Source organism: Streptomyces sp. NPDC001480, from assembly GCF_042894725.1.
In the GTDB taxonomy this organism is placed as follows: domain Bacteria; phylum Actinomycetota; class Actinomycetes; order Streptomycetales; family Streptomycetaceae; genus Streptomyces.
Genome location: NZ_JBIAVX010000004.1, coordinates 125,409 through 149,687 on the forward strand (window position 1 = coordinate 125,409; position 24,279 = coordinate 149,687).

Annotated in this window: 25 protein-coding genes; 17 read left to right on the forward strand and 8 right to left on the reverse strand. The window is 71.9% G+C overall.

All coding sequences use genetic code 11. The features are described from left to right. Window positions 1–72: 72 nt before the first annotated feature. From ACFY01_RS10910 to ACFY01_RS10920, 3 genes are read left to right on the forward strand one after another with little or no spacing between them, the layout of a single operon-like run. Entirely contained in the window at window positions 73–669 is a 597-nt protein-coding gene (locus tag ACFY01_RS10910; protein WP_390735371.1) for a DUF5998 family protein, read from the forward strand. Next, window positions 669–1,865, forward strand: a complete 1,197-nt coding sequence (locus tag ACFY01_RS10915; protein ID WP_390735372.1) for an alkaline phosphatase family protein — start codon at window positions 669–671, stop codon at window positions 1,863–1,865. Before ACFY01_RS10910 ends, ACFY01_RS10915 begins: the two co-directional genes overlap by 1 nt. Window positions 1,866–1,908: 43 nt before the next feature. Next, window positions 1,909–2,559 carry a thymidine kinase gene (locus tag ACFY01_RS10920; protein ID WP_390735373.1) on the forward strand — a complete coding sequence of 217 codons (651 nt, stop codon included), beginning with the start codon at window positions 1,909–1,911 and terminating at the stop codon, window positions 2,557–2,559. Window positions 2,560–2,629: 70 nt separating this feature from the next. Here ACFY01_RS10920 and ACFY01_RS10925 read toward each other — a convergent pair whose 3' ends face one another. Beyond that, window positions 2,630–3,430, reverse strand: a complete 801-nt coding sequence (locus tag ACFY01_RS10925; protein ID WP_390735374.1) for a VOC family protein — start codon at window positions 3,428–3,430, stop codon at window positions 2,630–2,632. Window positions 3,431–3,684: 254 nt separating this feature from the next. Here ACFY01_RS10925 and ACFY01_RS10930 point away from each other — a divergent pair, with 254 nt between their 5' ends. Then, window positions 3,685–4,536: a sulfurtransferase gene (locus tag ACFY01_RS10930; RefSeq protein WP_390735375.1), complete on the forward strand. Its 852-nt coding sequence runs from the start codon at window positions 3,685–3,687 to the stop codon at window positions 4,534–4,536. A gap of 81 nt (window positions 4,537–4,617) precedes the next feature. On the opposite strand, the gene sepH is transcribed toward ACFY01_RS10930, so the two are convergent. The 3 genes from sepH to ACFY01_RS10945 all read right to left on the reverse strand — a co-directional run bounded on the left by sepH (window position 4,618) and on the right by ACFY01_RS10945 (window position 8,607). Further along, complete coding sequence (sepH, locus tag ACFY01_RS10935; RefSeq protein ID WP_390735376.1) at window positions 4,618–5,649, reverse strand: septation protein SepH; 1,032 nt, start codon at window positions 5,647–5,649, stop codon at window positions 4,618–4,620. A 431-nt stretch (window positions 5,650–6,080) separates the two neighbouring features. After that, complete coding sequence (locus ACFY01_RS10940) at window positions 6,081–7,409, reverse strand: D-arabinono-1,4-lactone oxidase (protein WP_390735377.1); 1,329 nt, start codon at window positions 7,407–7,409, stop codon at window positions 6,081–6,083. Continuing rightward, window positions 7,369–8,607, reverse strand: a complete 1,239-nt coding sequence (locus ACFY01_RS10945) for an MFS transporter (RefSeq protein WP_390735378.1) — start codon at window positions 8,605–8,607, stop codon at window positions 7,369–7,371. The genes ACFY01_RS10940 and ACFY01_RS10945 overlap by 41 nt, the downstream gene beginning before the upstream one ends. A gap of 172 nt (window positions 8,608–8,779) precedes the next feature. Between ACFY01_RS10945 and ACFY01_RS10950 the strand changes: the two genes are divergently transcribed. Beyond that, window positions 8,780–9,907, forward strand: coding sequence for a ferrochelatase (locus tag ACFY01_RS10950; protein ID WP_390735379.1), 1,128 nt, complete (start codon window positions 8,780–8,782; stop codon window positions 9,905–9,907). Between the two features lie 8 nt (window positions 9,908–9,915). Further along, window positions 9,916–10,731 (forward strand): inositol monophosphatase family protein, encoded by an 816-nt coding sequence (locus ACFY01_RS10955; protein WP_390735380.1) that lies wholly within the window; start codon window positions 9,916–9,918, stop codon window positions 10,729–10,731. A gap of 105 nt (window positions 10,732–10,836) precedes the next feature. Here the strand turns inward: ACFY01_RS10955 and ACFY01_RS10960 are convergent, their stop codons facing one another. Then, window positions 10,837–11,010, reverse strand: a complete 174-nt coding sequence (locus ACFY01_RS10960) for a hypothetical protein (protein ID WP_390735381.1) — start codon at window positions 11,008–11,010, stop codon at window positions 10,837–10,839. A 419-nt stretch (window positions 11,011–11,429) separates the two neighbouring features. Between ACFY01_RS10960 and ACFY01_RS10965 the strand changes: the two genes are divergently transcribed. The 4 genes from ACFY01_RS10965 to ACFY01_RS10980 all read left to right on the forward strand — a co-directional run bounded on the left by ACFY01_RS10965 (window position 11,430) and on the right by ACFY01_RS10980 (window position 14,966). Beyond that, window positions 11,430–12,083, forward strand: coding sequence for a response regulator transcription factor (locus ACFY01_RS10965; protein WP_003993508.1), 654 nt, complete (start codon window positions 11,430–11,432; stop codon window positions 12,081–12,083). A gap of 5 nt (window positions 12,084–12,088) precedes the next feature. Beyond that, window positions 12,089–13,342, forward strand: a complete 1,254-nt coding sequence (locus ACFY01_RS10970; protein WP_390735382.1) for a sensor histidine kinase — start codon at window positions 12,089–12,091, stop codon at window positions 13,340–13,342. Window positions 13,343–13,735: 393 nt separating this feature from the next. Further along, entirely contained in the window at window positions 13,736–14,032 is a 297-nt protein-coding gene (locus ACFY01_RS10975) for a DUF4193 domain-containing protein (RefSeq protein WP_003993510.1), read from the forward strand. 13 nt (window positions 14,033–14,045) lie between these two features. Continuing rightward, a complete protein-coding gene (locus ACFY01_RS10980; RefSeq protein WP_390735383.1) occupies window positions 14,046–14,966 on the forward strand; it encodes a hypothetical protein in 921 nt (306 codons plus the stop codon). A gap of 19 nt (window positions 14,967–14,985) precedes the next feature. Here ACFY01_RS10980 and ACFY01_RS10985 read toward each other — a convergent pair whose 3' ends face one another. After that, on the reverse strand, window positions 14,986–15,450 hold the full coding sequence (locus ACFY01_RS10985; protein WP_390735384.1) for a DUF3093 domain-containing protein: 465 nt from the start codon (window positions 15,448–15,450) through the stop codon (window positions 14,986–14,988). 58 nt (window positions 15,451–15,508) lie between these two features. Here ACFY01_RS10985 and ACFY01_RS10990 point away from each other — a divergent pair, with 58 nt between their 5' ends. From ACFY01_RS10990 to ACFY01_RS11020, 7 genes are all read left to right on the forward strand, one after another. Beyond that, a complete protein-coding gene (locus ACFY01_RS10990; RefSeq protein ID WP_390735385.1) occupies window positions 15,509–16,093 on the forward strand; it encodes a PaaI family thioesterase in 585 nt (194 codons plus the stop codon). A 5-nt stretch (window positions 16,094–16,098) separates the two neighbouring features. After that, window positions 16,099–16,668: a dUTP diphosphatase gene (gene dut, locus ACFY01_RS10995; protein WP_390735746.1), complete on the forward strand. Its 570-nt coding sequence runs from the start codon at window positions 16,099–16,101 to the stop codon at window positions 16,666–16,668. 1 nt (window position 16,669) lies between these two features. Beyond that, window positions 16,670–17,440, forward strand: a complete 771-nt coding sequence (locus ACFY01_RS11000) for a DUF3710 domain-containing protein (protein ID WP_390735386.1) — start codon at window positions 16,670–16,672, stop codon at window positions 17,438–17,440. Window positions 17,441–17,701: 261 nt separating this feature from the next. Next, on the forward strand, window positions 17,702–20,257 hold the full coding sequence (locus ACFY01_RS11005; RefSeq protein WP_390735387.1) for an ATP-binding protein: 2,556 nt from the start codon (window positions 17,702–17,704) through the stop codon (window positions 20,255–20,257). Further along, window positions 20,254–20,940, forward strand: a complete 687-nt coding sequence (locus ACFY01_RS11010; protein ID WP_390735388.1) for a response regulator — start codon at window positions 20,254–20,256, stop codon at window positions 20,938–20,940. Before ACFY01_RS11005 ends, ACFY01_RS11010 begins: the two co-directional genes overlap by 4 nt. Before the next feature lie 238 nt (window positions 20,941–21,178). Beyond that, window positions 21,179–21,577 carry an OB-fold nucleic acid binding domain-containing protein gene (locus tag ACFY01_RS11015; protein WP_159536198.1) on the forward strand — a complete coding sequence of 133 codons (399 nt, stop codon included), beginning with the start codon at window positions 21,179–21,181 and terminating at the stop codon, window positions 21,575–21,577. A 3-nt stretch (window positions 21,578–21,580) separates the two neighbouring features. Continuing rightward, the gene (locus ACFY01_RS11020) at window positions 21,581–22,357 is read left to right on the forward strand and encodes a DUF3159 domain-containing protein (protein WP_390735389.1); all 777 of its coding nucleotides are present in this window, start codon (window positions 21,581–21,583) and stop codon (window positions 22,355–22,357) included. A 103-nt stretch (window positions 22,358–22,460) separates the two neighbouring features. Here ACFY01_RS11020 and ACFY01_RS11025 read toward each other — a convergent pair whose 3' ends face one another. Together ACFY01_RS11025 and ACFY01_RS11030 are read right to left on the reverse strand one after the other, a co-directional pair. Beyond that, a complete protein-coding gene (locus tag ACFY01_RS11025) occupies window positions 22,461–23,132 on the reverse strand; it encodes a TrkA family potassium uptake protein (RefSeq protein WP_361439548.1) in 672 nt (223 codons plus the stop codon). After that, window positions 23,132–23,803 (reverse strand): potassium channel family protein, encoded by a 672-nt coding sequence (locus ACFY01_RS11030; RefSeq protein ID WP_390735390.1) that lies wholly within the window; start codon window positions 23,801–23,803, stop codon window positions 23,132–23,134. Before ACFY01_RS11030 ends, ACFY01_RS11025 begins: the two co-directional genes overlap by 1 nt. Between the last annotated feature and the right edge of the window lie 476 nt (window positions 23,804–24,279).

Consider the following 24,279-nt stretch of genomic DNA (forward strand, 5'->3'; position numbering starts at 1 on the left):
CCCGCGTACGGCCGCGGGGGCCCCGCCCGCGTGCCCCTGACTGGCCCGGACCGCCCCCGCCCACGGATTAGGATGGACGCCATGGCCAAGACCAGTACGACGTCCCAGGGGCTGCGCGCGGCGATCGAGCGCAGCGGCTACTACCCGGCCCTCGTGGCCGAGGCGGTGGAGGCCGCTGTGGGCGGCGAGCCCATCCGGTCGTACCTGGTCCACCAGGAGACCACGTTCGACCAGAACGAAGTGCGGCGGCACGTGACCGTGCTGGTCCTCACCGACAACCGGTTCATCGTCAGCCACACCGACGAGCAGGCCGCCGACAGCACCTCTCCGACGCCGTACGCCACGACGTCCACCGAGTCGGTGAAGCTCGGCCGGATCTCGTCGGTGGTCGTCAGCCGCGTGGTCGCCAACCCGGAGCAGTACACCCCGGGCACCCTGCCCCGCGAGGTCGTGCTGACCATCGGCTGGGGCGCCGTCTCCCGCCTCGACCTGGAGCCCGCCGCCTGCGGCGACCCCAACTGCGAGGCCGACCACGGCTACACCGGCAGCTCGACGGCCGACGACCTCAGCCTGCGGGTGAGCGAGGCCGGGGACGGCCCGGAGACGGTGCGCCAGGCGCTCGCCTTCGCGCAGGCCATCTCCGAGGCGACCGCGGACGTCACCCGCTGATGTCCCAGTCCACAGCCGCAGCCTGGGACCACCCGGAACCGCTCTCCCTCGACTCGGCACCGCTGCCCGAGTACGGCACGGGGTCGCTCGCCGACCTGCTGCCCACCCTGGCCGCCGGGATGGCCGTACCCGACATGACCGCCGCGATCACGGAGCTGACCCCGGCGGACCGCAACTGCGTCTTCCTGATCGACGGTCTCGGCTGGGAGCAGATCAAGGCCCATCCCGACGAGGCCCCCTTCCTGACCTCGCTGCTCGGCAGCTCGCGCGGGGGCACGGGCCGCCCGCTCACCGCCGGATACCCGGCGACCACCGCGACCTCCCTGGCCTCCGTCGGCACCGGCCTGCCGCCGGGCGCGCACGGTCTGCCCGGCTACACGGTCCGCAATCCGGCGACCGGCGAGCTGATGAACCAGCTCCGCTGGAACCCTTGGACACCGCCCGGCCCGTGGCAGCCGTACCCCACCGTCTTCCAGCTGGCCCAGAAGGCGGGTGTGCACGCCGCCCAGGTGTCCTCCCCGACCTTCGAGAACACCCCGCTGACCAAGGTCGCGCTCAGCGGCGGGACGTTCCTCGGGCGGCTGACCGGCGAGGAGCGCATGGACCTCGCGGCCGAGCAACTGGCGGCCGGCGACCGCTCCCTGGTCTACACGTACTACGCCGAACTGGACGGCGCCGGGCACCGCTACGGCATCGCGTCCGACACCTGGCGCGGCCAGCTGATGTGCGTCGACCGGCTGGCCCAGCGCCTGGCCGAGCAACTGCCCCCGCGGAGCGCGCTTTACATCACCGCCGACCACGGCATGGTCGACATCCCGTTCGACGAGCAGCACCGCATCGACTTCGACGAGGACTGGGAACTGCGCGCCGGGGTCGCCCTGCTGGGCGGCGAGGGACGGGCCCGCCACGTGTACGCGGTGCCGGGCGCCGAGAACGACGTCCTGACCGTCTGGCGCGAGGTGCTCGGCGAGCAGTTCTGGGTGGCCTCGCGGGACGAGGCGGTCGCGGCGGGCTGGTTCGGTCCGCGGATCGACGACCGCGTGTACCCGCGCATCGGTGACGTGGTCGCGGCCGCGCACGACGACGTGCTGCTCATCGCCTCCGAGCGGGAGCCGAAGGAGTCGTCGATGGTCGGCAACCACGGTTCCATGACCCCTGCCGAGCAGCTCGTTCCCCTGCTCGAAGTACGCTCCTGACGTCCCGCCCCTTACCCCTTCACCGAAAGGTGTTCAACTCGCCATGCCCGAGCTGGTGTTCTTCTCCGGAACCATGGACTGCGGGAAGTCGACGCTGGCTCTGCAGATCGAGCACAACCGCTCCGCGCGCGGCCTCGTCGGCATGATCTTCACCCGCGACGACCGCGCGGGCGAGGGCAAGCTGTCCAGCCGCCTCGGCCTGGTCACCGACGCCGTCGAGGTGGAGGACGGACAGGACCTGTACGCGTACCTCGTCGACCACCTCTCCCAGGGCCGCCGCGCCGACTACGTCATCGCGGACGAGGCGCAGTTCCTGGCGCCCGAGCAGATAGACCAGCTCGCCCGTGTCGTCGACGACCTGGGCCTGGACGTGTACGCCTTCGGCATCACCACCGACTTCCGCTCCAAGCTGTTCCCCGGCTCCCAGCGGCTGGTGGAGCTCGCCGACCGCGTCGAGGTCCTCCAGGTCGAGGCCCTGTGCTGGTGCGGCGCCCGCGCCACGCACAACGCCCGCACGGTGGGCGGCGTCATGGTCGTCGAGGGCGCCCAGGTCGTCATCGGCGATGTCACCGGCTCCGCGGACGAGATCGGCTACGAGGTGCTCTGCCGCCGCCACCACCGCCGTCGCATGACCGCGGCGACGTCCCGCGCGGCGGCCCTGTCCCCGGACGTCCTGCCCGTCTCCTCCCCCTGAACACACCACTGACCGGACCGCTGCCCCGACATCTGCCCGGACACCCGACCGGACCGCTGGACGGCCCGCGCTAGCGAGGATCCTGGACCACCGAGAACGGCGCCCCCTCCGGATCCGTCACCGTCGCGACCCGGCCGTGCGCGGTGTCGTGGGCCGGTTCGAGGACCCGGCCGCCCAGCTCGGCCACCCGCCGCAGCGCGCCGTCGGCGTCGTCGACCTGGAAGTACGTCAGCCAGTGCGAGCCCCGGCCCCGGGGCAGGGATTGGCCGACACCGTGGATGCCGGCGACCGGACCGTCCGCCAGGCACAGGGTCACATAGTCGTCGAAGTCGGCGGTGACCACCGGCTCCTCCTCGTAGCCGAACACCGTCTTGTAGAACTTGGAGACGCTCTCGGTCTCGAAGGTCAGCAGTTTGTTCCAGGCCGGTGTGCCGTGGACGCCGGTGACGGGGTGACCCGGCATTCCCTGCCAGACGCCGAACACGGCGCCCGAGGTGTCGGAGGCGAGGAGAAGCCGTCCTTCGTCGGCCGCGTCCAGGGGGCCCACGCCCACGGTGCCGCCGCACAGCCGTACCGTTTCGGCCGTCAGGCCCACGTCGTCCGAGGCGAAGTACGGCGTCCAGGCGATGGGCAGCGCGAGGCCCGGCGCCAGCTCGCCGATGCCTGCCACCCAACGCCCGTCGAGCAGGGCCCGCACACACGGGCCGAGCTGCTCGGGACCGGGCTCGAACTCCCAGCCGAAGAGCTCCCCGTAGAACTCCTCGGTCGTCGTCAGCCCGTGCACCATGAGACTCACCCAGCAGGGTGTGCCGGGCGCGCGCCGACCGTGCGTGCCGCCGTTCGGGCCGGCCGACCCCCGTGCCTCGGTCATCGTCACTCTCTCCCCGGCCCCTCGCGGTGGCCGTGTCGCTTCCGCTTCCCGCATCCACGTGCACAGACCGCGCGCACGCCCCGTGCCGATGCCCGCCCCGTGCGTGGCCCCCCGGAGCCACGGCGGCGCCGCCAGGTGTTCATCGGATGTACAGCATGTGCCCGATCCCGTACGCCTGGTGATCGAGCCTGTCCGGCGGAGCAGAGTAGTCGGACCTGGACGACGCGGCCACCCCTGACGTATGGATGGACGCCATGAAAGCCATCATCACCGCAACGGAACTCGCGCACGACTTGACCGGGGCCAATCCGCCCGTGCTGCTGGACGTCCGCTGGCAGCTCAGCATGGCCAAGGCGGCCGGGGCGCCGGCCTTCGACGGGCGGGCCGAGTACGCGGCCGGGCACCTGCCCGGTGCCGTGTTCGTCGACCTGGACGCGGAACTCGCCTCTGCGCCGGGGGAGCGCGGCCGTCATCCCCTGCCGGATCTGAAGGAGTTCGGCGCCGCGATGCGCCGGGCGGGCGTGTCGCCGGGCCGGCCGGTGGTCGTGTACGACGGGGGACAGGGCTGGGCGGCCGCGCGTGCGTGGTGGCTGCTGCGCTGGACGGGTCACCCGGACGTGCGGGTCCTCGACGGCGGGTTGCCGGCCTGGGAGGGCACGCTTTCGACGGACGTACCCGCCCCGGCCCAGGGTGACTTCGAGCCGGTGCCGGGTCCCGGGGGGCTCCTCGACGCGGACGCCGCCGCCGCGCTGGCCCGCTCCGGCGTGCTGCTCGACGCCCGGGCGGCGGAGCGGTACCGGGGGGACGTGGAGCCCATCGACCGGGTCGGCGGGCACATCCCGGGTGCCGTGTCCGCGCCGACGACCGAGAACGTGACGGCGGACGGCCGGTTCCTGCCCGCCGAGGAGCTGCGGGCCCGTTTCAAGAACCTCGGCGCGACGCAGGATGCCGAGGTCGGTGTCTACTGCGGCTCCGGTGTCTCCGCGGCCCATGAGGCACTGGCCCTCGCGGTCGCGGGCATCCCGGCGGCGCTGTACGTGGGTTCCTGGTCGGAGTGGTCCTCGGACCCGTCCCGGCCGGTGGCGACGGGGCCCGACCCGCAGTAACGGGAGGCCGCGGGCGGAGCGGCCGGCGGACGGAGGGGGCTTCCGGTGCGGAAGCCCCCTCCTGTACGGCCGTACGGTCCGCTACTCCTGCTTCTTGCGCCGGGTCCCGAACACGATCTCGTCCCAGCTGGGAACGGCGGCCCGGCGTCCGGGGCGGACCCCGTCGGCCTCGGCCTGGCGGTCGGTGGCGCCGACCAGGCGGTCGCGGTGGCTGGCGACCGAGCGGGGCATGAGGACGTCCGCGTAGGCGGAACCGGCCGAGGCCGCCGGGGCGGGCGGTTCCTCCGCCTCCGGTTCGGTCTCCGGCGGCTCCTCGGTGGACTCCGCGGGCCGCTCCGGGACCACCAGGTCGCCCCGGAAGCTGGGCACCGCCTCCAGGAGGCTGGTCAGCGAGTCGCGCTCGCCCGTGCTCTCCTCGGCCGGCTCGGGCGCCTGCGACGGCAGGCTGGGTCCCCGCTCCAGGGCGCGGTCCAGCGGGCGGTCACGCGGCAGCCGGGCGATGCGCGGCACGAAGGGGAAGCTCGGCTCGGGCGAGCCGAGGTCGTCGGACTCCCCGATCAGGGAGCGCGCCTCGTCGTCGAAGGCCTGGACGAGCCGCCGGGGCGGGTCGTACGTCCAGCTCGCCGAGTGCGGCTCGCCCGCGACCCGGTAGACCAGCAGGACCTCCCAGGTGCCGTCGTCGCGGCGCCAGGAGTCCCACTGCACGGTGTCCTTCTCGGCACCGCGCAGCAACAGGCGCTCCTGGACGGCCTCGCCGAGCAGCGGACCGGAGTTCTCGCCGGGCCGGCGGACCGGGGTCTTGCGGGCCCGCTCGGCCATGAAGGCGCGTTCGGCCAGTACCGGACCCTCGAAGCGCCGCACCCGGTCGACGGGGATGCCGGCGAGCTGCGCGACCTCTTCCGCGGTCGCGCCCGCACGTATCCGCGCCTGGATGTCACGGGGGCGGAGATGGCTCTCCACCTCGATCTCGATCTGGCCGAGGCGGGGCCGGTCGCCGCGCACGGCGGCGCGCAGGCGTTCGTCGATCGGAAGCGTGTACTCCGTAGAGTCGGCAGCCTTCAGCACCAGCCGTGTGCCGTCATTCGAGACGGCCACGACACGCAGTTCGGGCATGGGGACCTCCCGGGTGGTGCCTGCCGACGTCACGTGCGTCGCTGCTTCCGCTAGTCGAGTGTGGCCTGCCCGGGTGCAGCCTGCCACAACCTTGCCGAGTTGCCCGGCGTGTCGGGCACGGGCCCGCGAACGCCGTTATGGCACGGTTACCTGTTCGCAACGCTAAGTGACCAACTCCGTCACCCTGTGCAACTAGCCCCCCTCCCGGCGGTCCTGCAAGGCCCCGGACACCCTGGCGGGAGACCGGTCCCAGGGCTCGCAACAGTACTCCATTTGGACCATGTGCGTGGATGGGCGCGCCGCCCAACTTCAGGCAAGGGGCAGGAGTCCGCCGTCCGCAAGCGGTTTTCGCGATCATGAGAGTGGCATGTTTCACATGATCCCCGGAAGTGGAACCGGTGATTCCGACGTGCGCCCCTGCCGGCGTACGCCTACGCCCCCAGCACCCGCCGCAGGTAGTCGTTCTGGAACCGCCGATCCGGGTCCAGCCGGTCCCGCAGGGTGGTGAACTCGCCGAAGCGGGGGTAGACCTCGGCGAAGTACGCGGCGTCCCGCGTGTGCACCTTGCCCCAGTGCGGCCGCCCCTCGTGCGCGGTGAAGATGCGCTCGGCGGCGGTGAAGTACGCCTGATAGGGGGTGCCCTTGAACATGTGGACGGCGACGTAGGCGCTGTCCCGTCCGGAGGCGGTGGACAGGGTGATGTCGTCGGCCGGGGCGGTGCGCACCTCGACCGGGAAGCTGATCCTGAGGTTCGAACGGTCGACCATCGCCTTGAGTTCGCGCAGCGTGTCGACCAGGGCCGCGCGCGGGACGGCGTACTCCATCTCCACGAACCGCACCCGGCGGGGCGAGGTGTAGACCTTGTAGGGGATGTCGGTGTACGTCCGCGCCGACAGCGCCCGGCTGGATATCCGGGCGATGGCCGGGACGGTCGCGGGCACCGCGCGGCCCACCCAGTTGGCCGCCTGGAAGACGCCGTTGGAGAGGAACTCGTCCTCGAACCAGCCCGACAGCTGCCCGATCGGCTTCTCCGGTCCGGCGCTGCGGTTGTTGCGCTTGGTGTTGGTGTTCCCGGTGTGCGGGAACCAGTAGAACTCGAAGTGTTCGTTCTCCGCCCAGTGTTGGTCGAACTCGGCCAACACCCGGTCGAAGGACATCGGTTCCTCGCGGGCCGTGAGCAGGAAGATCGGCTCCACGGCGAAGGTGATCGCGGTGACGATGCCCAGGGCGCCCAGACCGATGCGGGCGGCCGCGAACACCGCGCGTTCTTCCTCGGTCCCCTTCTCGGAACAGGTGAGCACCGACCCGTCCGCCGTGACCAGTTCGAGTCCCTTGATCTGGGCGGCTATGGAGGCCGACTCCCGGCCGGTGCCGTGCGTCCCGGTGCTGGTGGCGCCCGAGACCGTCTGCTCCATGATGTCGCCCATGTTGGTCAGCGACAGGCCCTCACGGGCCAGGGCGACGTTGAGTCTCTTGAGCGGGGTGCCCGCCTCGACGGTGACCGTCATGGCCTCGCGGTCGATGTCGCGGATGCCGGTCAACAGTTGAGGGCGGATCAACACCCCGTCGGTGGCCGCGATGGCGGTGAAGGAGTGCCCGGTACCGACGGCCTTCACCTTCAGACCGTCCTCGGCGGCCCGGCGCACCGCCGCGGCCAGCTCCTCAACGGAGGCGGGAGTCACCTCCCGCGCGGGACGGGCGACGACGTTGCCTCCCCAGTTACGCCACGTGCCGTTCTTCCCGCTCGCTGTGGTGCTCAAGGGTGCCTCCCCGACCCGGAGCCGGCCTGCTGAGCCGGCGGTACCCGAGGAAACCGACCGCGACCGCGACGGCCCCGGACACCGCCGGAACCCCGTACCCGGCGTGCGCGCCGGCTGCGTCGATCACCCAGCCGGCCGCGGACGAGCCGAGCGCGACCCCGACCGCCAGGCCGGTGCTCACCCAGGTCATCCCCTCGGTGAGCTGCGCGCGAGGTACGTGCTCTTCGATGAGGGACATCGTCGTGATCATCGTCGGCGCGATGGACAGGCCCGCAACGAACAGCGCCACGGCCAGAAGCGACAAGTTTCCGACCAGTAGGAGGGGGATCATACTCACGGCCATCGCGCATATGCCCAGCAGCCACCTGCGTTCCGGCGCCCCCGCGAAGCGCAGCAGCCCGAACACCACTCCGGCCGCGCAGGAACCCGCCGCGTACAGCGCCAGGACCACGCTGGCCGCGGCCTTGTGACCGCGCTCGTCGGCGAAGGCGACGGTGACCACGTCGACCGCCCCGAAGATCGCTCCCGTGGCGACGAAGGTGGCCACCAGCACCCGCAGGCCCGGCGAGCGCAGGGCGCTGCCGCCGCCCTGGTGCGCACGCGGGTGCGGCTCGGGCTCGGTGGCGCGCTGGGCGGTCAGCCAGAAGACCCCGGCCGCCAGGAAACAGCCGGCCAGCAGCGGGCCCGCCTCCGGGAACCATGCCGAGGACAGGCCGATGGAGACGATCGGCCCGAAGATGAAGCAGACCTCGTCCACCACGGACTCGAACGAGTACGCCGTGTGCAGCTGGGGAGTGCCCCGGTACAGAGCGGCCCAGCGGGCCCGGATCATCGCGCCCAGGCTCGGCACACAGCCGATGCCGGCCGCGCAGACGAACAGCACCGGGTCCGGCCACCCCAGGTGCGCCGCCAGCAGCAGCCCGGCGGTCGAGGCGAGCGCTCCCAGCGTCGCCGGGCGCAACACCCTGCGCTGGCCGTACTGGTCCACCAGCCGGGATATCTGCGGCCCTATCGCGGCGGCGGACAGCGCGATGGCGGCCGACAGGGCGCCCGCGAGCCCGTACCGCCCGGTGAGCTGCGAGATCATCGTGACCACGCCGATGCCCATCATCGACAGCGGCATCCGGCCGAGGAAGCCCGCGGCGGAGAAGCCCTTGGTGCCGGGGACGGCGAACAGGGCGCGGTAGGGGCTGGGCACGCGGGTCTCCGGTCTCGGACGTAAGGCGCCAATGCGGCTGATACAGCTTACGAGTTAGGTGACCCTAACGCACCCGGGAATTCGCGAGGTGAAACCAGCCGAAAACCGGCCGGAACCCGACTCTTCACTCCGCTGTTTCCGGGCTGTCGGTGCCGGGTGGCAGGATCGAGCCATGCCAGACGTGCTCGATGCCACCCCCTACGACGCCCTGCTCCTGCTCTCGTTCGGAGGCCCCGAGGGCCCGGACGACGTGGTCCCCTTCCTGGAGAACGTGACCCGCGGGCGCGGCATCCCCAAGGAACGCCTCAAGGAAGTCGGGCAGCACTACTTCCTGTTCGGCGGGGTCAGCCCCATCAACGGCCAGAACCGCGCCCTGCTGGACGCCCTGCGCAAGGACTTCGCCGAGCACGGCCTGGACCTGCCGGTCTACTGGGGCAACCGCAACTGGGCCCCGTACCTGACGGACACCCTGCGCGAGATGGTCGCCGACGGCCGCCGCCGCATCCTGGTGCTCGCCACCAGCGCCTACGCCTCGTACTCGGGCTGCCGCCAGTACCGCGAGAACCTCGCCGACTCCCTGGCCGCGCTGGAGGCCGAGGGCCTGGAGCTGCCGAAGATCGACAAGCTGCGCCACTACTTCAACCACCCGGGCTTCCTCCAGCCCATGATCGACGGGGTGCTCGAATCCCTCGCCGACCTCCCCGAGGACGTCCGGGCCGGCGCCCACCTCGCCTTCACCACCCACTCCATCCCGACCGCGGCCGCCGACACCTCGGGCCCCGTCGAGGCCCACGGCGAGGGCGGCGCGTACGTCGAGCAGCATCTGGACGTGGCCCAGCTGATCGCGGACGCGGTCCGCGAGCGCACCGGCGTCGACCACCCCTGGCGGCTCGTCTACCAGTCCCGCTCCGGTGCCCCCCACATCCCCTGGCTGGAGCCGGACATCTGCGACCACCTCGAGGAGCTGCACGGGTCGGGGGTCCCGGCCGTCGTCATGGCGCCCATCGGCTTCGTCTCCGACCACATGGAGGTCCTCTACGACCTCGACACGGAGGCCAGGGCCAAGGCCGAGGAGCTGGGCCTGCCGGTGCGCCGCTCGGCCACCGTCGGCGCCGACCCGCGGTTCGCCGCCGCGGTCCGCGACCTGATCGTGGAGCGCGCCGCCGCCGAGCGCGGCCAGGAGACCGCGCCCTGCGCCCTGGGCGCCCTCGGGGCGAGCCACGACGTCTGCCCGGTCGGCTGCTGCCCGGCCCGCGCCGCCCGCCCGGCAGCCGCGGGCGCCGACAGCCCCTACGCATGAGGAGCCCCGTGACCGACAGCCTGCACACGGACCTGCTGGCACTCGCCCAGGATGCCGCTCGCCGGGCGGGGGAGCTGCTGCGGGACGGCCGTCCCGCGGACCTCGCGGTCGCCGCGACCAAGTCGAGCCCGATCGACGTCGTCACCGAGATGGACATCGCGGCGGAGAAGCTGATCACCGACCTGATCTCGGCCCACCGCCCCGACGACGGCTTCCTCGGCGAGGAGGGCGCCGCCACCGAGGGCACGAGTGGCATCCGCTGGGTGATCGACCCGCTCGACGGCACGGTCAACTACCTCTACGGGCTGCCCACCTGGTCGGTGTCCATCGCGGCCGAACAGGACGGCGAGACCGTGGCCGGCGTCGTGGCCGCCCCGATGCGCGGCGAGACGTACCACGCGGTACGCGGCGGCGGGGCCTGGGCCACCGGCGCCTGGGACGGTGAGCGCCGGCTGGCCTGCCGGCCCGCGCCGCCCCTGGACCAGGCGCTCGTCTCCACCGGCTTCAACTACGTCGCCGAGGTCCGCGCCCACCAGGCCGAGGTGGCCGCGAGGCTGATCCCGCGGCTCCGCGACATCCGGCGCGGCGGCTCGGCGGCGGTGGACCTGTGCGACGTGGCCTGCGGCCGGCTGGACGGGTACTACGAGCGCGGGCTCAACGCCTGGGACGTCGCCGCGGGTGACCTGGTCGCCCGGGAGGCGGGCGCGCTGACCGGTGGACGGCCCGGAGAGCGCCCGTCACGCGACCTGACCGTCGCCGGCACCCCGGGGGTCTTCGAGCCCCTCCAGCGGCTGCTGGAGGACTTCGGGGCGTGGCACGACTGACCGCCCGCCGGACCGACCGGCAGACGCGGCAGGGCCCCGGCGCTGGATTCGCCGGGGCCCCGCTGTCGTACGGGTCAGTGTGGCCGTACGGGTGTCACAGGCCGATCAGACGCTGGGCGCGCCGACCTCCACACCGTGTTCGGCGGCGAGGCGGCGCAGGTCGTCGAGCTCTGCCAGCTCCACCTCGACGAGGAAGTCGTCGCCCTCGTCGCGAGCCCGCGTCAGGTCGGACTCGGTCGTCTTTATGCGCTGCAGAAGTCCTGCGGTGAAAGCGTCCATGCTGCGGCCCCCTCGTCCTGGGTCGTGGGTCGGTGGCACGGGGGTGTGCCGTTGAGGAAGGGGCGATCACGTCTCCTGCGGGTGCCCAGCGCTGCCCGGGCTGGGCGGCGACGGTGCCGGACACCCACGCCCACTCTGCTGATGAGCGGACAGCGGCGTACCACATGGTGCTGCGGCACATGCAGAGCGTGATCGCGGGGTGTAAAGCCGTCCTCCCCCCACTCCCTTCCGTGGAAACCTCAACCGGAGGAGAAAATCTCGCATTCCCGTCCGGAGCCCGTGGTCCACCGGGACCACCGCTGTCTTACAGCCGACTTATGGCGGAAAAGGGCAGGATGGAGGTCACACAATCCCGTCAAGACCCCTGCCCGCGCGCGCTCAGGCGCGCTACGCGGGTGGACACAGGAAGGACAAGCGACGTGCGCGTACTCGTCGTCGAGGACGAGCAGCTGCTCGCCGATGCGGTGGCCACCGGACTGCGCCGGGAGGCCATGGCCGTCGACGTCGTGTACGACGGTGCGGCGGCCCTGGAACGCATCGGCGTCAACGACTACGACGTGGTCGTCCTCGACCGCGACCTTCCGCTGGTGCACGGCGACGACGTCTGCCGGAAGATCGTCGAGCTCGGCATGCCCACCCGTGTGCTGATGCTCACCGCCTCCGGTGACGTCAGCGACCGCGTCGAGGGCCTGGAGATCGGCGCCGACGACTACCTGCCCAAGCCGTTCGCGTTCAGCGAGCTCATCGCGCGCGTGCGCGCCCTCGGCCGGCGCACCAGCGTGCCGCTGCCGCCGGTCCTGGAGCGCGCCGGCATCAAGCTGGACCCCAACCGCCGCGAGGTCTTCCGCGACGGCAAGGAGGTCCAGCTCGCGCCGAAGGAGTTCGCCGTCCTGGAGGTGCTGATGCGCAGCGAGGGTGCCGTCGTCTCCGCCGAGCAGCTGCTGGAGAAGGCCTGGGACGAGAACACCGACCCGTTCACCAACGTGGTGCGTGTGACCGTGATGACGCTGCGGCGCAAGCTGGGCGAGCCGCCCGTCATCGTCACCGTCCCCGGCTCCGGCTACCGGATCTGATGGCCGTGGCCACCACGCCCGCGACCACACAGGCGCCCCCGAAGCCCACCTGGGACCCCAGGCGGCCGGAGCCCCCGTTCCCCTGGCTGCGCCCGACCATCCGGATACGGCTGACGCTGCTGTACGGCGGCATGTTCCTGATCGCCGGCATCCTGCTACTGTCGATCATCTACCTGCTGGCCGCGCAGGCCATCAGCACGGGCAACCAGCCGCCCTTCAAGATCGTCAGCGCCAGCAACGAGATCAAGGTCACCAGCCCCGACTGCCCCGCGGTCAACAACGCCTCCGGCCTGACGCTCACCCAGTTCAACTCGGCGGTCAGCGACTGCATCGACCACTCGCGCCAGGCCGCCCTGGACAACCTGCTCAGCCGCTCGCTGCTGGCCCTGCTGGGCCTCGCAGTGATCGCCTTCGCGTTCGGCTACGCCATGGCCGGCCGCGTGCTGTCGCCGCTCGGCCGGATCACCCGTACCGCGCGCGCGGTGGCCGGCTCCGACCTGTCCCGCCGGATCGAGCTGGACGGCCCGGACGACGAGCTCAAGGAGCTCGCGGACACCTTCGACGACATGCTGGAGCGGCTCCAGCGGGCCTTCACGGCGCAGCAGCGCTTCGTCGGCAACGCCTCGCACGAGCTGCGCACGCCCCTGGCGATCAACCGCACGCTCCTGGAGGTGCACCTCTCGGACCCGGGCGCGCCCGTGGAGCTGCAACAGCTGGGCAAGACACTGTTGGCCACCAACGAGCGCAGCGAGCAGCTCGTGGAGGGCCTGCTGCTGCTCGCCCGCAGCGACAACCAGATCATCGAGCGCAAGCCCGTGGACCTGGCCGAGGTCGCCTCGCAGGCCATCGACCAGGTGCACGCCGAGGCCGAGGCCAAGGGCGTCGGGATCCGGGGCGGGTGCAAACCGGCCGTCGTCCAGGGCAACGGCGTCCTGCTGGAACGGATCGCGCTGAACCTGGTGCAGAACGCCGTGCGGTACAACATCCCCGAGGACGGCTGGGTCGAGGTCGTCACCGAGGTGCAGCACGGGCAGGCGGTGCTGACCGTCTCGAACACCGGGCCGGTCGTGCCCGCGTACGAGATCGACAACCTCTTCGAGCCCTTCAGACGGCTGCGTACGGAGCGCACGGGCAGCGACAAGGGCGTGGGCCTCGGCCTGTCGATCGCCCGGTCCGTGGCCCGCGCGCACGGCGGCCACATCGCGGCGACACCGAGGGAGGGCGGTGGTCTCGTGATGCGGGTCACGCTGCCGATCTGACCGGGCTCGTGACACACCCGGTGATGTTCGCTTTGCGCTGAATTTTCCGACAGCCCCGCGCACATCACCGTGTGTGATCGATCACATGGGCCACATTCCGGCCATCTACTCTCCGTGATCAAGAACCTTGGCGGAAAGCCGGGAAAATCCGGGTTTTCGGGGGTCCTGATCACGGGAAGTACACGGTGAGATGCCTTTGAGGTGCGGCACCCGGACCGTGTACGGTCCCCATCGCCATCCCAGCCGATCACTCTTGAGGGGTCCGGTTGGGTGTCGATTGAGTAACAGACCTTGATGTGAGGCAAAATCTCCGCCTCGGGTCGGGCACAAGTCCGGCCTCTCACGCGTTACGTGCGCTGGAGACACCGCAGACACCCAGAGGGGGAGAGCGACATGGCAACCGACTACGACACCCCACGCAAGACCGACGACGACGTCGATTCGGACAGCCTCGAAGAACTGAAGGCCCGGCGCAACGACAAGAGCGCGTCGGCCGTGGACGTCGACGAGTTCGAGGCCGCGGAAGGCCTGGAGCTGCCCGGCGCAGACCTCTCCAACGAGGAGCTGGCCGTCCGGGTCCTGCCCAAGCAGCAGGACGAGTTCACGTGCATGAGCTGCTTCCTGGTGCATCACCGCAGCCAGCTGGCCCGCGAGAAGAACGGTCAGCCGATCTGCCGCGACTGCGACTGAGGCGGGGTCGGCCGTGACTGGCTCGACCCCACCTCGGAAGCGCCGTTTCCGCCTGCCGGGAGCGGACCAGGGGCCGTCCGACGGCCCGCACGACGCGCGTGACGACGAGCGGGGCTCGCCCGGAACGGGAGCCTCGCTCGAACCGGTGGCCGACCGGAGTGACCTCCCGGCGTCCGCACGGCGAACCGCGGCCGTCGCTCTGCGACGGGCCGCGGCGATCCGGGAGAAGGCCCGGGAAAGGGCCCGGGAAGGCACCCGCAAGGGCGGCAGCCGCGCCAGAGCGGGGCTTGCCTACGTCACCGACCGGATCATCGAGATCGCCCCGCGGATCCCCGTGCGGGACCTCGCGACGCTGCGCCGGCAATTCCCGGGCCTCGGGCCCGAGCAGCTCGCCGACAAGCTCGTGGCGGGCGCCGCGAACGCGACCTCCACGGTCGGGGCCGGGATCGGTGCGGCGGCGATGCTGCCGGTGCCGCCCGCGATGCCCACCGAACTGGCCGCGGAGATCACCGGGGTCGCGGCGATCGAGCTCAAGCTCATCGCCGAACTCCACGACGTCTACGGCGTACGACCGGCGGGCGGTCTCAAGACCCGCAGCACCGCGTATCTGGCCTCCTGGTCGGACGAGCGCGGCATCGACGTGATGAAGCCGTCGACGATCAACACGGCCCTCGGGGGCCCGATGAAACGCCGCCTGCGCCAGCAGGTCATGAAGCGGACGGTGCGCGACCTGCCCAACCTGATGCCCTTCATGGTCGGCGCCGCCGTCGGGGCGGTCATGAACCGCCGCGACACCAGGAGACTGGCGGCACGGATCCGGACCGACCTGCGCAAGATCCAGGTGCCGTGGGACGAGCTGACCGCGCTGCCCCCGCTCGAGCCGCCCGCGGAACCGCTGGCGATCGGGGACATCGCCAAGGAACTCGAAGACTGACCGGGCCTGACCGGGCGACCTACGCCACGGCCTCCCGCGCGGCCGCGATCGCGGCCGCGAGCCCTTCCGGGTCCCGGGTCGACAGGTACAGGTAAGGCGTCGGGTCCGCCGGGTCGGTGACCTCGACGCGCAGGGCCCGGGGGATGTAGGCGCGCAGCAGCAGGAAGGCGCGGGTGTCGGCCTTGTAGGTGCGCCAGGCCCGGGCCTCCTCCGGGTCCAGGACCTCCGCGTCGCCCAGCGCCGTCACCGGGATCTTCGCCTCGCCCGCGATCAGCGAGTCACCCACGACACGGATCCGGACCGAGCCGTAGGAGCTCGCGACGACGGCCGCCGCGGCCGTGCCGCCGACCAGGCCGCCGAGCAGCGGCAGGGGCCCGAAGGGCAGCAGGATCAGGGCGAAGGAGACGCCCACCAGGAAGCTGATCAGCCACCAGGAGCGGGGAGCGGTGAGACGTTCGTCGTACGGGGCGGCGGAGAGCTGCATGGAGCCAAGCTTGGCACGGTGAACGGACACCCCCGACGCGCGGGTAAGGTCTGCGGCTGTGAGTGGTGGTTCCGCAGTCCTTCAGCCCCCGGCCGACGCCGTGAAACCCGTCCGGCACCCCGAGGCTCCCGCACCCGGCGAGCTCCTCGGTGCCCACTACGGCCAGTGCTTCGGCTGCGGCGGCGAGCAGCCGCACGGGCTGCGCCTGGCGGCCCGCGCGGGCGAGGGCGTGTCCCTGACCGCCGAGTTCACCGTGCAGCCGGCCCACCAGGGCGCCCCGGGCCTCGCGCACGGCGGGGTACTCGCCACCGCCCTCGACGAGACCCTCGGCTCGCTGAACTGGCTGCTGCGCACCATCGCCGTGACCGGACGGCTGGAGACGGACTTCGTACGGCCCGTGCCCGTGGGGACCACGCTCCACCTGGAGGCCGAGGTGACCGCCGTCGCCGGGCGGAAGATCTACTCCACCGCCACCGGCCGGATCGACGGCCCCGACGGCCCCGTCGCCGTCCGCGCCGACGCGCTCTTCATCGAGGTCGAGGTCCAGCACTTCGTCGACAACGGCCGGCCCGAGGAGATCCGGGCCGCCATGGACGACCCCGACCGGATCCGGCGCGCCCGCGCCTTCGAGGTGAACCCGTGACCCCCGTGAGCCCCGAGCCCCCCGCCGGCCGCGACCCCGTCCACGTGTTGATCCGCCGCGTCGACCCCGACGTACCGCTCCCGACGTACGCGCACCCCGGGGATGCGGGAGCCGATCTGCGCACCACCGAGGCGTGCGAACTGGCTCCCGGTGAACGCGCCGTCCTGCCCACGGGAGTGTCCATCGCCCTCCCGGAGGGGTACGCGGCCTTCGTGCACCCGCGATCCGGTCTCGCCGCCCGCTGCGGTGTCGCCCTCGTGAATGCCCCGGGGACGGTTGATGCCGGGTACCGTGGGGAGATCAAGGTGATCGTGGTGAATCTCGACCCGCGCGAGAGCGTACGGTTCGAGCGCTTCGACCGGATCGCCCAACTGGTCGTCCAGCAGGTCGAGAGGGTCCGCTTCCAGGAAGTGGCGGAGCTTCCCGACTCGGCGCGGGCCGAGGGGGGCTTCGGGTCCACCGGCGGTCATGCCGCGGTGGGCGACGTGAGCGGCACAAACGGTCGGGCCGCCGAGGGCGGCCGGACGGGTGGGAATCGATACGCTTCGGTCGTATCCGACCGGGAAGGACAGTGACGTGTTCGGACGTCGCAAGAAGAAGGGTGCCGCCGAGGACGCGGCCGGCGAGACCGAGCAGGTCGTCGACAACGTCGACACCGAGGCGGACGAGGAAGTCGAAGAGGCCGAGCGCGAGCGCGTCCGGCTCGAGCCGGAGCCGCGGCCCGACGGGCCCTGGGACAGCTCCGAGGTGCGCGACCCGGCCGAGGGCCGGGTGGACCTGGGCGGCCTGTTCGTACCGGGCGTCGACGGCATGGAGCTCAGGGTCGAGGTCGCGGGCGACGCGATCGTCGCGGCGACCGTCGTACTGCGCGACAGCGCCATCCAGCTCCAGGCCTTCGCCGCGCCCAAGCGCGAGGGCATCTGGGGCGAGGTACGCGAGGAGATCGGGACCGGTATCACCCAGCAGGGTGGCATCATCGACGAGGTCGAGGGGCCGCTCGGCTGGGAGCTGCGCGCCCAGGTGCCGGTGCAGCTGCCGGACGGCACGGGCGGTTTCCAGGTCGTCCGCTTCGTCGGCGTGGACGGCCCCCGCTGGTTCCTGCGCGGCGTGATCTCGGGCCAGGGCGCGGTGCAGCCGCAGGCGGCCGGGCTGCTCGAGCAGATCTTCCGGGACACCGTCGTGGTGCGTGGCGAGGGCCCGATGGCGCCTCGCGACCCGATCGTCCTGAAGCTGCCGAACGACGCCCAGATGGTGCCCGAGGGCCTCCAGCAGGACGAGGGCGGCTCCCGCTTCTCCGGCGGCATGGGGCAGTTGCAGCGCGGGCCGGAGATCACCGAGGTCCGCTAGGGCCTTCCGGCGGGACAGCGCGAAGAGGGCAGGCCTTGCCCCGCGTCCGCGGTGCCCCTGTACGGACATGCGAGGGGCCGCATCCCGGTCGGGGTGCGGCCCCTCGCACGTACCGGTGCGCCGGGCACGGTGAACGCGCCGGTTCACCCATCAGGGTTGCGTCAAGGATGCTCACCCGTACCGGTTCTCCCGCCGTTCGCCGGACCGATGGCCGTAGGGTCGACGCTGCGTAGGCGGTAGTCACCGGAAGACAATGGGGCCATGGCACGCGGCAAGCTTCGGATCTATCTCGGCGCGGCGCCGGGCGTGGGCAAGACGTACGCCATGCTGTCCGAGGCGCACCGCCGGATCGAGCGGGGCACCGACTGCGTGGTGGGCTTCGTCGAGCACCACGAGCGGCCGCGCACCGAGGTGATGCTGCACGGGCTCGAACGGGTGCCGCGCCAGGAGCTGGAGTACCGGGGCGGCCGCTTCACCGAGATGGACGTGGACGCCGTCCTGCGACGGGCCCCCGCCGTCGCCCTGGTCGACGAGCTGGCCCACACGAACGTCCCCGGCTCCCGCAACGCCAAACGCTGGCAGGACGTGGAGGAACTGCTCGCCGCCGGGATCGACGTGGTCTCGACGGTCAACATCCAGCACCTGGAGTCGCTCGGCGACGTCGTGGAGTCCATAACGGGCGTACGGCAGCAGGAGACCGTACCGGACGAGGTGGTACGGCGGGCGGCCCAGATCGAGCTGGTCGACATGTCCCCGGAGGCGCTGCGCCGCCGCATGGCGCACGGCAACATCTACAAGTCCGACAAGGTGGACGCCGCACTCTCCAACTACTTCCGGCCGGGCAACCTGACCGCCCTGCGCGAACTGGCGCTGCTGTGGGTGGCCGACCGGGTCGACGAGTACCTGAAGCAGTACCGCAGCGAGCACCGGGTCTCGGCGATATGGGGCTCGCGGGAGCGGATCGTGGTCGGCCTGACCGGCGGCCCCGAGGGCCGGACCCTGATCCGGCGCGCCGCACGGCTGGCCGAGAAGGGCGCCGGCGGCGAGGTGCTCGCCGTCTACATCTCCCGCAGCGACGGGCTCACCTCCGCCTCCCCCAAGGAACTTGCCGTCCAGCGCACCCTCGTCGAGGACCTCGGCGGCACCTTCCACCACGTCGTCGGCGACGACATCCCCGCCGCCCTGCTGGACTTCGCGCGCGGGGTCAACGCCACCCAGATCGTGCTCGGCTCCTCCCGGCGCAAGACCTGGCAGTACGTCTTCGGACCCGGTGTCGGCACCACGGTCGCCCGGGACTCCGGCCCCGACCTCGACGTGCACATCGTCACCCACGAGGAGGTCGCCAGGGGACGCGGGCTGCCCGTGGCCCGCGGTGCCCGCCTCGGCCGCTCCCGGCTGGTGTGGGGCTGGCTGGTCGGCGTGGTCGGCCCGGCGGTCCTCGCGGTACTGCTCAACACCGTCCACCTGGGCCTCGCCAACGACATGCTGCTGTTCCTGACGGTGACGGTGGCCGCGGCCCTGCTCGGCGGCCTCTTCCCCGCCCTGGCCTCGGCGGCGGTGGGCTCCCTGCTGCTGAACTACTTCTACACGCCGCCGCTGCACCGCTGGACGATCGCCGACCCGAAGAACATCGTCGCCATCGTGATCTTCGTGTCCGTCGGCGTCTCCGTGGCCTCCGTCGTGGACCTCGCGGCCCGGCGCACCCACCAGGCGGCGCGGCTGCGCGCCGAGTCGGAGATCCTCTCCTTCCTCGCGGGCAACGTGCTGCGCGGCGAGACGGGCCTGGAGGAGCTGCTGGAGCGGGTCCGGGAGACCTTCGGGATGGAGTCTGCGGCCCTGCTGGAACGGGCCGGCGACGTCGACCCGTGGACGTGCGCGGGCCGGGTGGGCGCCGGGCGGCCCGTGGCGCGGCCGGACGAGGCGGACGTGGACATGCCGGTCGGGGACCACATGGCGCTCGCGCTGACCGGCCGGGTGCTGCCCGCCGAGGACCGCCGGGTGCTGGCCGCCTTCGCCGCGCAGGCCGCCGTCGTGCTGGACCGCAGGCGCCTGAAGGAGGAGGCCGACCAGGCCAAGGAACTGGCGGAGGGCAACCGCATCCGCACCGCGCTGCTGGCCGCCGTCAGCCACGACCTGCGCACCCCGCTGGCCGGCATCAAGGCGGCGGTCTCCTCGCTGCGGTCGGACGACGTGGCGTGGTCCGAGGAGGACCGGGCGGAGCTGCTCGCGGGCATCGAGGAGGGCGCCGACCGGCTCGACCATCTGGTGGGCAACCTGCTCGACATGTCCCGCCTCCAGACCGGCACGGTCACCCCGCTCATCCGCGAGATCGACCTCGACGAGGTGGTCCCGGTGGCGCTGGGCGGCGTCCCGGAGGGCAGCGCCGAGCTGGACGTCCCCGAGACCCTGCCCATGGTCGCCGTCGACCCCGGGCTGCTGGAGCGGGCGGTGGCGAACCTGGTGGAGAACGCCGTCAAGTACAGCCCCCCGGAGCGGCCCGTCCTGGTCGCCGCCAGTGCCATCGCCGACCGGGTGGAGGTACGGGTGGTGGACCGCGGGCCCGGGGTCCCCGACGAGGCCAAGGACCGCATCTTCGAACCCTTCCAGCGGTACGGAGACGCTCCGCGCGGCGCCGGCGTCGGCCTCGGCCTCGCGGTCGCGCGCGGCTTCGCCGAGGCGATGGGCGGCGTCCTGAACGCCGAGGACACACCCGGCGGCGGCCTCACCATGGTCCTCACCCTCCGCGCGGCAGGACCGCGTCCCGAGCTCCTCCCCGCGGGGGAAGGCACCACACACCGCGAAAGGCGGATTTCATGACCCGTGTCCTGGTGGTCGACGACGAGCCGCAGATCACACGCGCGCTCGTGATCAACCTCAAGGCGCGCAAGTACGAGGTCGACGCCGCCCCCGACGGCCGGACCGCGCTCGACCTCGCCGCCTCCCGCCACCCCGACGTGGTCGTCCTGGATCTTGGCCTGCCCGACATGGACGGCGTCGAGGTCATCAGGGGCCTGCGGGGCTGGACCCGGGTGCCGATCCTGGTGCTGTCCGCCCGGCACTCCTCCGACGAGAAGGTCGAGGCGCTGGACGCGGGTGCCGACGACTACGTCACCAAGCCGTTCGGGATGGACGAGCTGCTCGCCCGGCTGCGGGCCGCCGTCCGCCGGGCCGAGCCGGTCGGCTCCGGCGAGGACGACGTGACCACCGTGGAGACCGGGCAGTTCACCGTCGACCTGGCCGCGAAGAAGGTCAACCGCGGCGGCAAGGACGTCCGTCTCACGCCCACCGAGTGGCACCTGCTGGAGGTGCTGGTCCGCAACACCGGCCGGCTGGTCGGCCAGAAGCAGCTGCTCCAGGAGGTCTGGGGCCCGTCCTACGGGACGGAGACGAACTACCTGCGCGTCTACATGGCCCAACTCCGCCGGAAACTCGAGGCGGACCCCTCCCACCCGAAGCACTTCATAACGGAGCCGGGGATGGGCTACCGCTTCGAGAAGTGAGGCGCGGCAGCGGTGCTGCTGGGCTGGGGGTGCCCGGGGGGTGTGAGGGGGCTGGGACGGGCTGCCGCTTCGCGAGGTGCGGCGCGGTCGCGGCGCGCGCTGCCGGGGGCCCGGGGGTCGCCCCCAGGGGAGGCGGTATCACCGGGCCGGGATGGGCCACCGCTTCGAGAAGTGCGGCGGGAGGTGCGGCGCCGCCGGGATTACGTGGGCGTCAGTGGGCCCCGGTACGCTTTCTGGCATGAGTGCTGTTCCTCGTTCCGAAAAGCCGGCCGGCCGGTTCCGGCGCATGCTCGACCGGCTTTCCTCGTCCCAGGAGGACCTGGAGTCCGAGGAGCTCAGGGAGGACGCCGAGACCGCGGGCTGCACCCGGATCGGTGACTGCCAGGACCGGCAGATCGTCACCGTAACTGGTACGTTGCGCACGGTCACCCTGCGGCCGCGCGCCGGAGTCCCGGCCCTGGAGGCCGAACTGTTCGACGGCTCCGCCGCGCTGGACGTGGTGTGGCTGGGCAGGCGCTCCATCGTGGGCATAGAACCGGGGCGCAGGCTCATCGCGTCGGGCCGGATCTCGATGAGCCGGGGCCGCCGCGTGCTGTTCAACCCGAAGTACGAACTGCGACCCCTCGGACGGGAGTAGCCGGTGACGTCACTCGACAAGCCGACCGAAGACACACAGGCGGACGAGGCTCGGACGGACGACGCGCGGGCGGTGACCGAGGCCGCGCTGTTCGAGGCGTTCGGCGGTGTCCGGGGCATGGTCGAGACCGTCCTGCCCGGTCTCCTCTTCGTCACCATCTTCACGATCAACAAGGACCTGCACTGGTCCGCGATCGCCGCGCTGGCCGTGTCCCTGGTCCTGGTCGTGGTCCGGCTGGCCATGAAGGACACCGTGAAGCACGCCTTCAGCGGTGTCTTCGGCGTCGCCTTCGGTGTCGTCTTCGCGATGTTCACGGGCAACGCCAAGGACTTCTACCTCCCCGGCATGCTGTACACCCTGGGCCTGGCCCTGGCGTACATCGTCACGACCCTCGCCGGAGTGCCCCTGATCGGCCTGATCCTCGGCCCGGTCTTCAAGGAGAACCTCTCCTGGCGTACCCGCAATCCCGGCCGCAAGAGGGCCTACGCCAAGGCCAGCTGGGCCTGGGGCCTGATCCTGCTGGCCAAGTGCGCGATCCTCTTCCCGCTGTACTGGTGGGCCAACACGGCGCAGCTCGGCTGGGTGCTGATCGCCCTGAAGATCCCGCCCTTCCTGCTGGCCGTCTGGCTCACCTGGGTCTTCCTCGCGAAGGCGCCCGCGCCGATCGACGTGTTCGCGGAGATGGAGGCCGAGGAGCAGGCCGAGAAGGAGCGGCAGGCCGCGGCGGCCGCGGAGCGCGGCGAGGCGGCGAGCGGAGGCCGGCACCGGCGCGAGGCCTGACGGCGGTACGCCGGGCCCTGGACGGCTGCGACACGACGGTGGGGGCGCCCGGAATCTCCGGGCGCCCCCACCGTCGTGTCGCTCGAGGTTCTCCCCGAGACCGTCAGCCGTCCTCCCGCCGCACCGACAGCAGGTCCTCCAGCTGCTCCTCCCGGGCCTGCGCGGCCACGAACAGCAGCTCGTCGCCCGGCTCCAGGGAGTCCTCCTTGGACGGGGTGAGGACACGGTTGCCGCGGATGATGGTGACCAGGGAGGTGTCCTGCGGCCACTCGACATCGCCGACCTGGGTGCCGGCCAGGGCCGACTCCTCGGGCAGGGTGAGCTCGACGAGGTTGGCGTCACCGTGGCTGAAGCGGAGCAGCCGGACCAGGTCGCCGACGCTCACCGCCTCCTCGACCAGGGCGGACATCAGGCGCGGGGTGGAGACGGCGACGTCGACGCCCCAGGACTCGTTGAACAGCCACTCGTTCTTGGGGTTGTTCACCCGGGCCACGACGCGCGGAACGCCGTACTCCGTCTTCGCGAGCAGCGACACGACCAGGTTGACCTTGTCGTCGCCGGTCGCGGCGATGACGACGTTGCAGCGCTGGAGCGCCGCCTCGTCCAGGGACGTGATCTCACAGGCGTCGGCGAGCAGCCACTCCGCCTGTGGCACCCGCTCCACCGAGATGGCGGTCGGGGCCTTGTCGATCAGCAGGACCTCGTGGCCGTTCTCCAGCAGCTCGCCCGCGATCGAGCGGCCGACCGCGCCGGCACCGGCAATGGCGACCCTCATCAGTGACCGCCCTCCTCTTCCGGGCCCTCGGCGAACGCCGCCTCGACCTTCTCGACGTCGTCCGACCGCATCATCACGTGCACCAGGTCGCCCTCCTGGAGCACCGTCTGCGAGGTGGGCAGGATGGCCTCGCCCAGGCGGGTCAGGAACGCCACGCGGACGCCCGTCTCCTCCTGCATCTTGCTGATCTTGTGCCCGACCCACTTCGGCGAGGCGTGCACCTCGGCGAGCTGCACCCCGCCGGTGGGGTCGCGCCACAGCGGCTCCGCGCCCGAGGGCAGCAGGCGGCGCAGCATCTGGTCGGCGGTCCAGCGGACCGTGGCCACGGTGGGGATGCCCAGGCGCTGGTAGACCTCCGCGCGGCGGGGGTCGTAGATGCGGGCCGCCACGTTCTCCACGCCGAACATCTCGCGGGCCACCCGCGCGGAGATGATGTTCGAGTTGTCACCGCTGGAGACGGCGGCGAAGGCGCCGGCCTCCTCGATGCCCGCCTCGCGCAGCGTGTCCTGGTCGAATCCGACCCCGGTGACCCGGCGCCCGCCGAATCCCGGGCCGAGCCGGCGGAAGGCGGTGGGGTCCTGGTCGATCACGGCGACCGTATGGCCCTGTTGCTCCAGGGTCTGGGCAAGAGCGGAGCCCACTCTCCCGCAGCCCATGATGACGATGTGCACGGTTCTACTCCGCACTCCTCGCTAGGCCGCTGACTTGCGTGAACGTCGTGCTCATATCCTTCTCTCGGGCTCGCCGGGCAACGGGTGGGGGACCCGTGCCGGGTCCGCCGGGCAACATCATGCCGGGGATTCCCGCCGGTGATCCCCCGTGGGTACCGATCGCGACTCTCCAGTGCCCGCATCCACCGTAGCCGCAGGCGCCGACAGTAGGCCGTTCGGCAAAGGCGTCCCAAGAATTGACCCAAGGAACGGCCAAGGTGTCGCTCACCGTCGCGTGATGCTGCGCACGCTCCACAGCGTCAGGATTCCGAGGCCGGCGAGGGCGGTCACGGCACCGATCAGCTCTGCGGTCGCGGGCATTGAACCTCCGAGGGTCGGCGAGCAGGCGGGGGTTTGCCATCCGGACACGGTGGGCAACCGGACCACGGAATCCGCAGTTCCAACCGTCTGTGAGTTCACTCGTCGGGAATAACCGA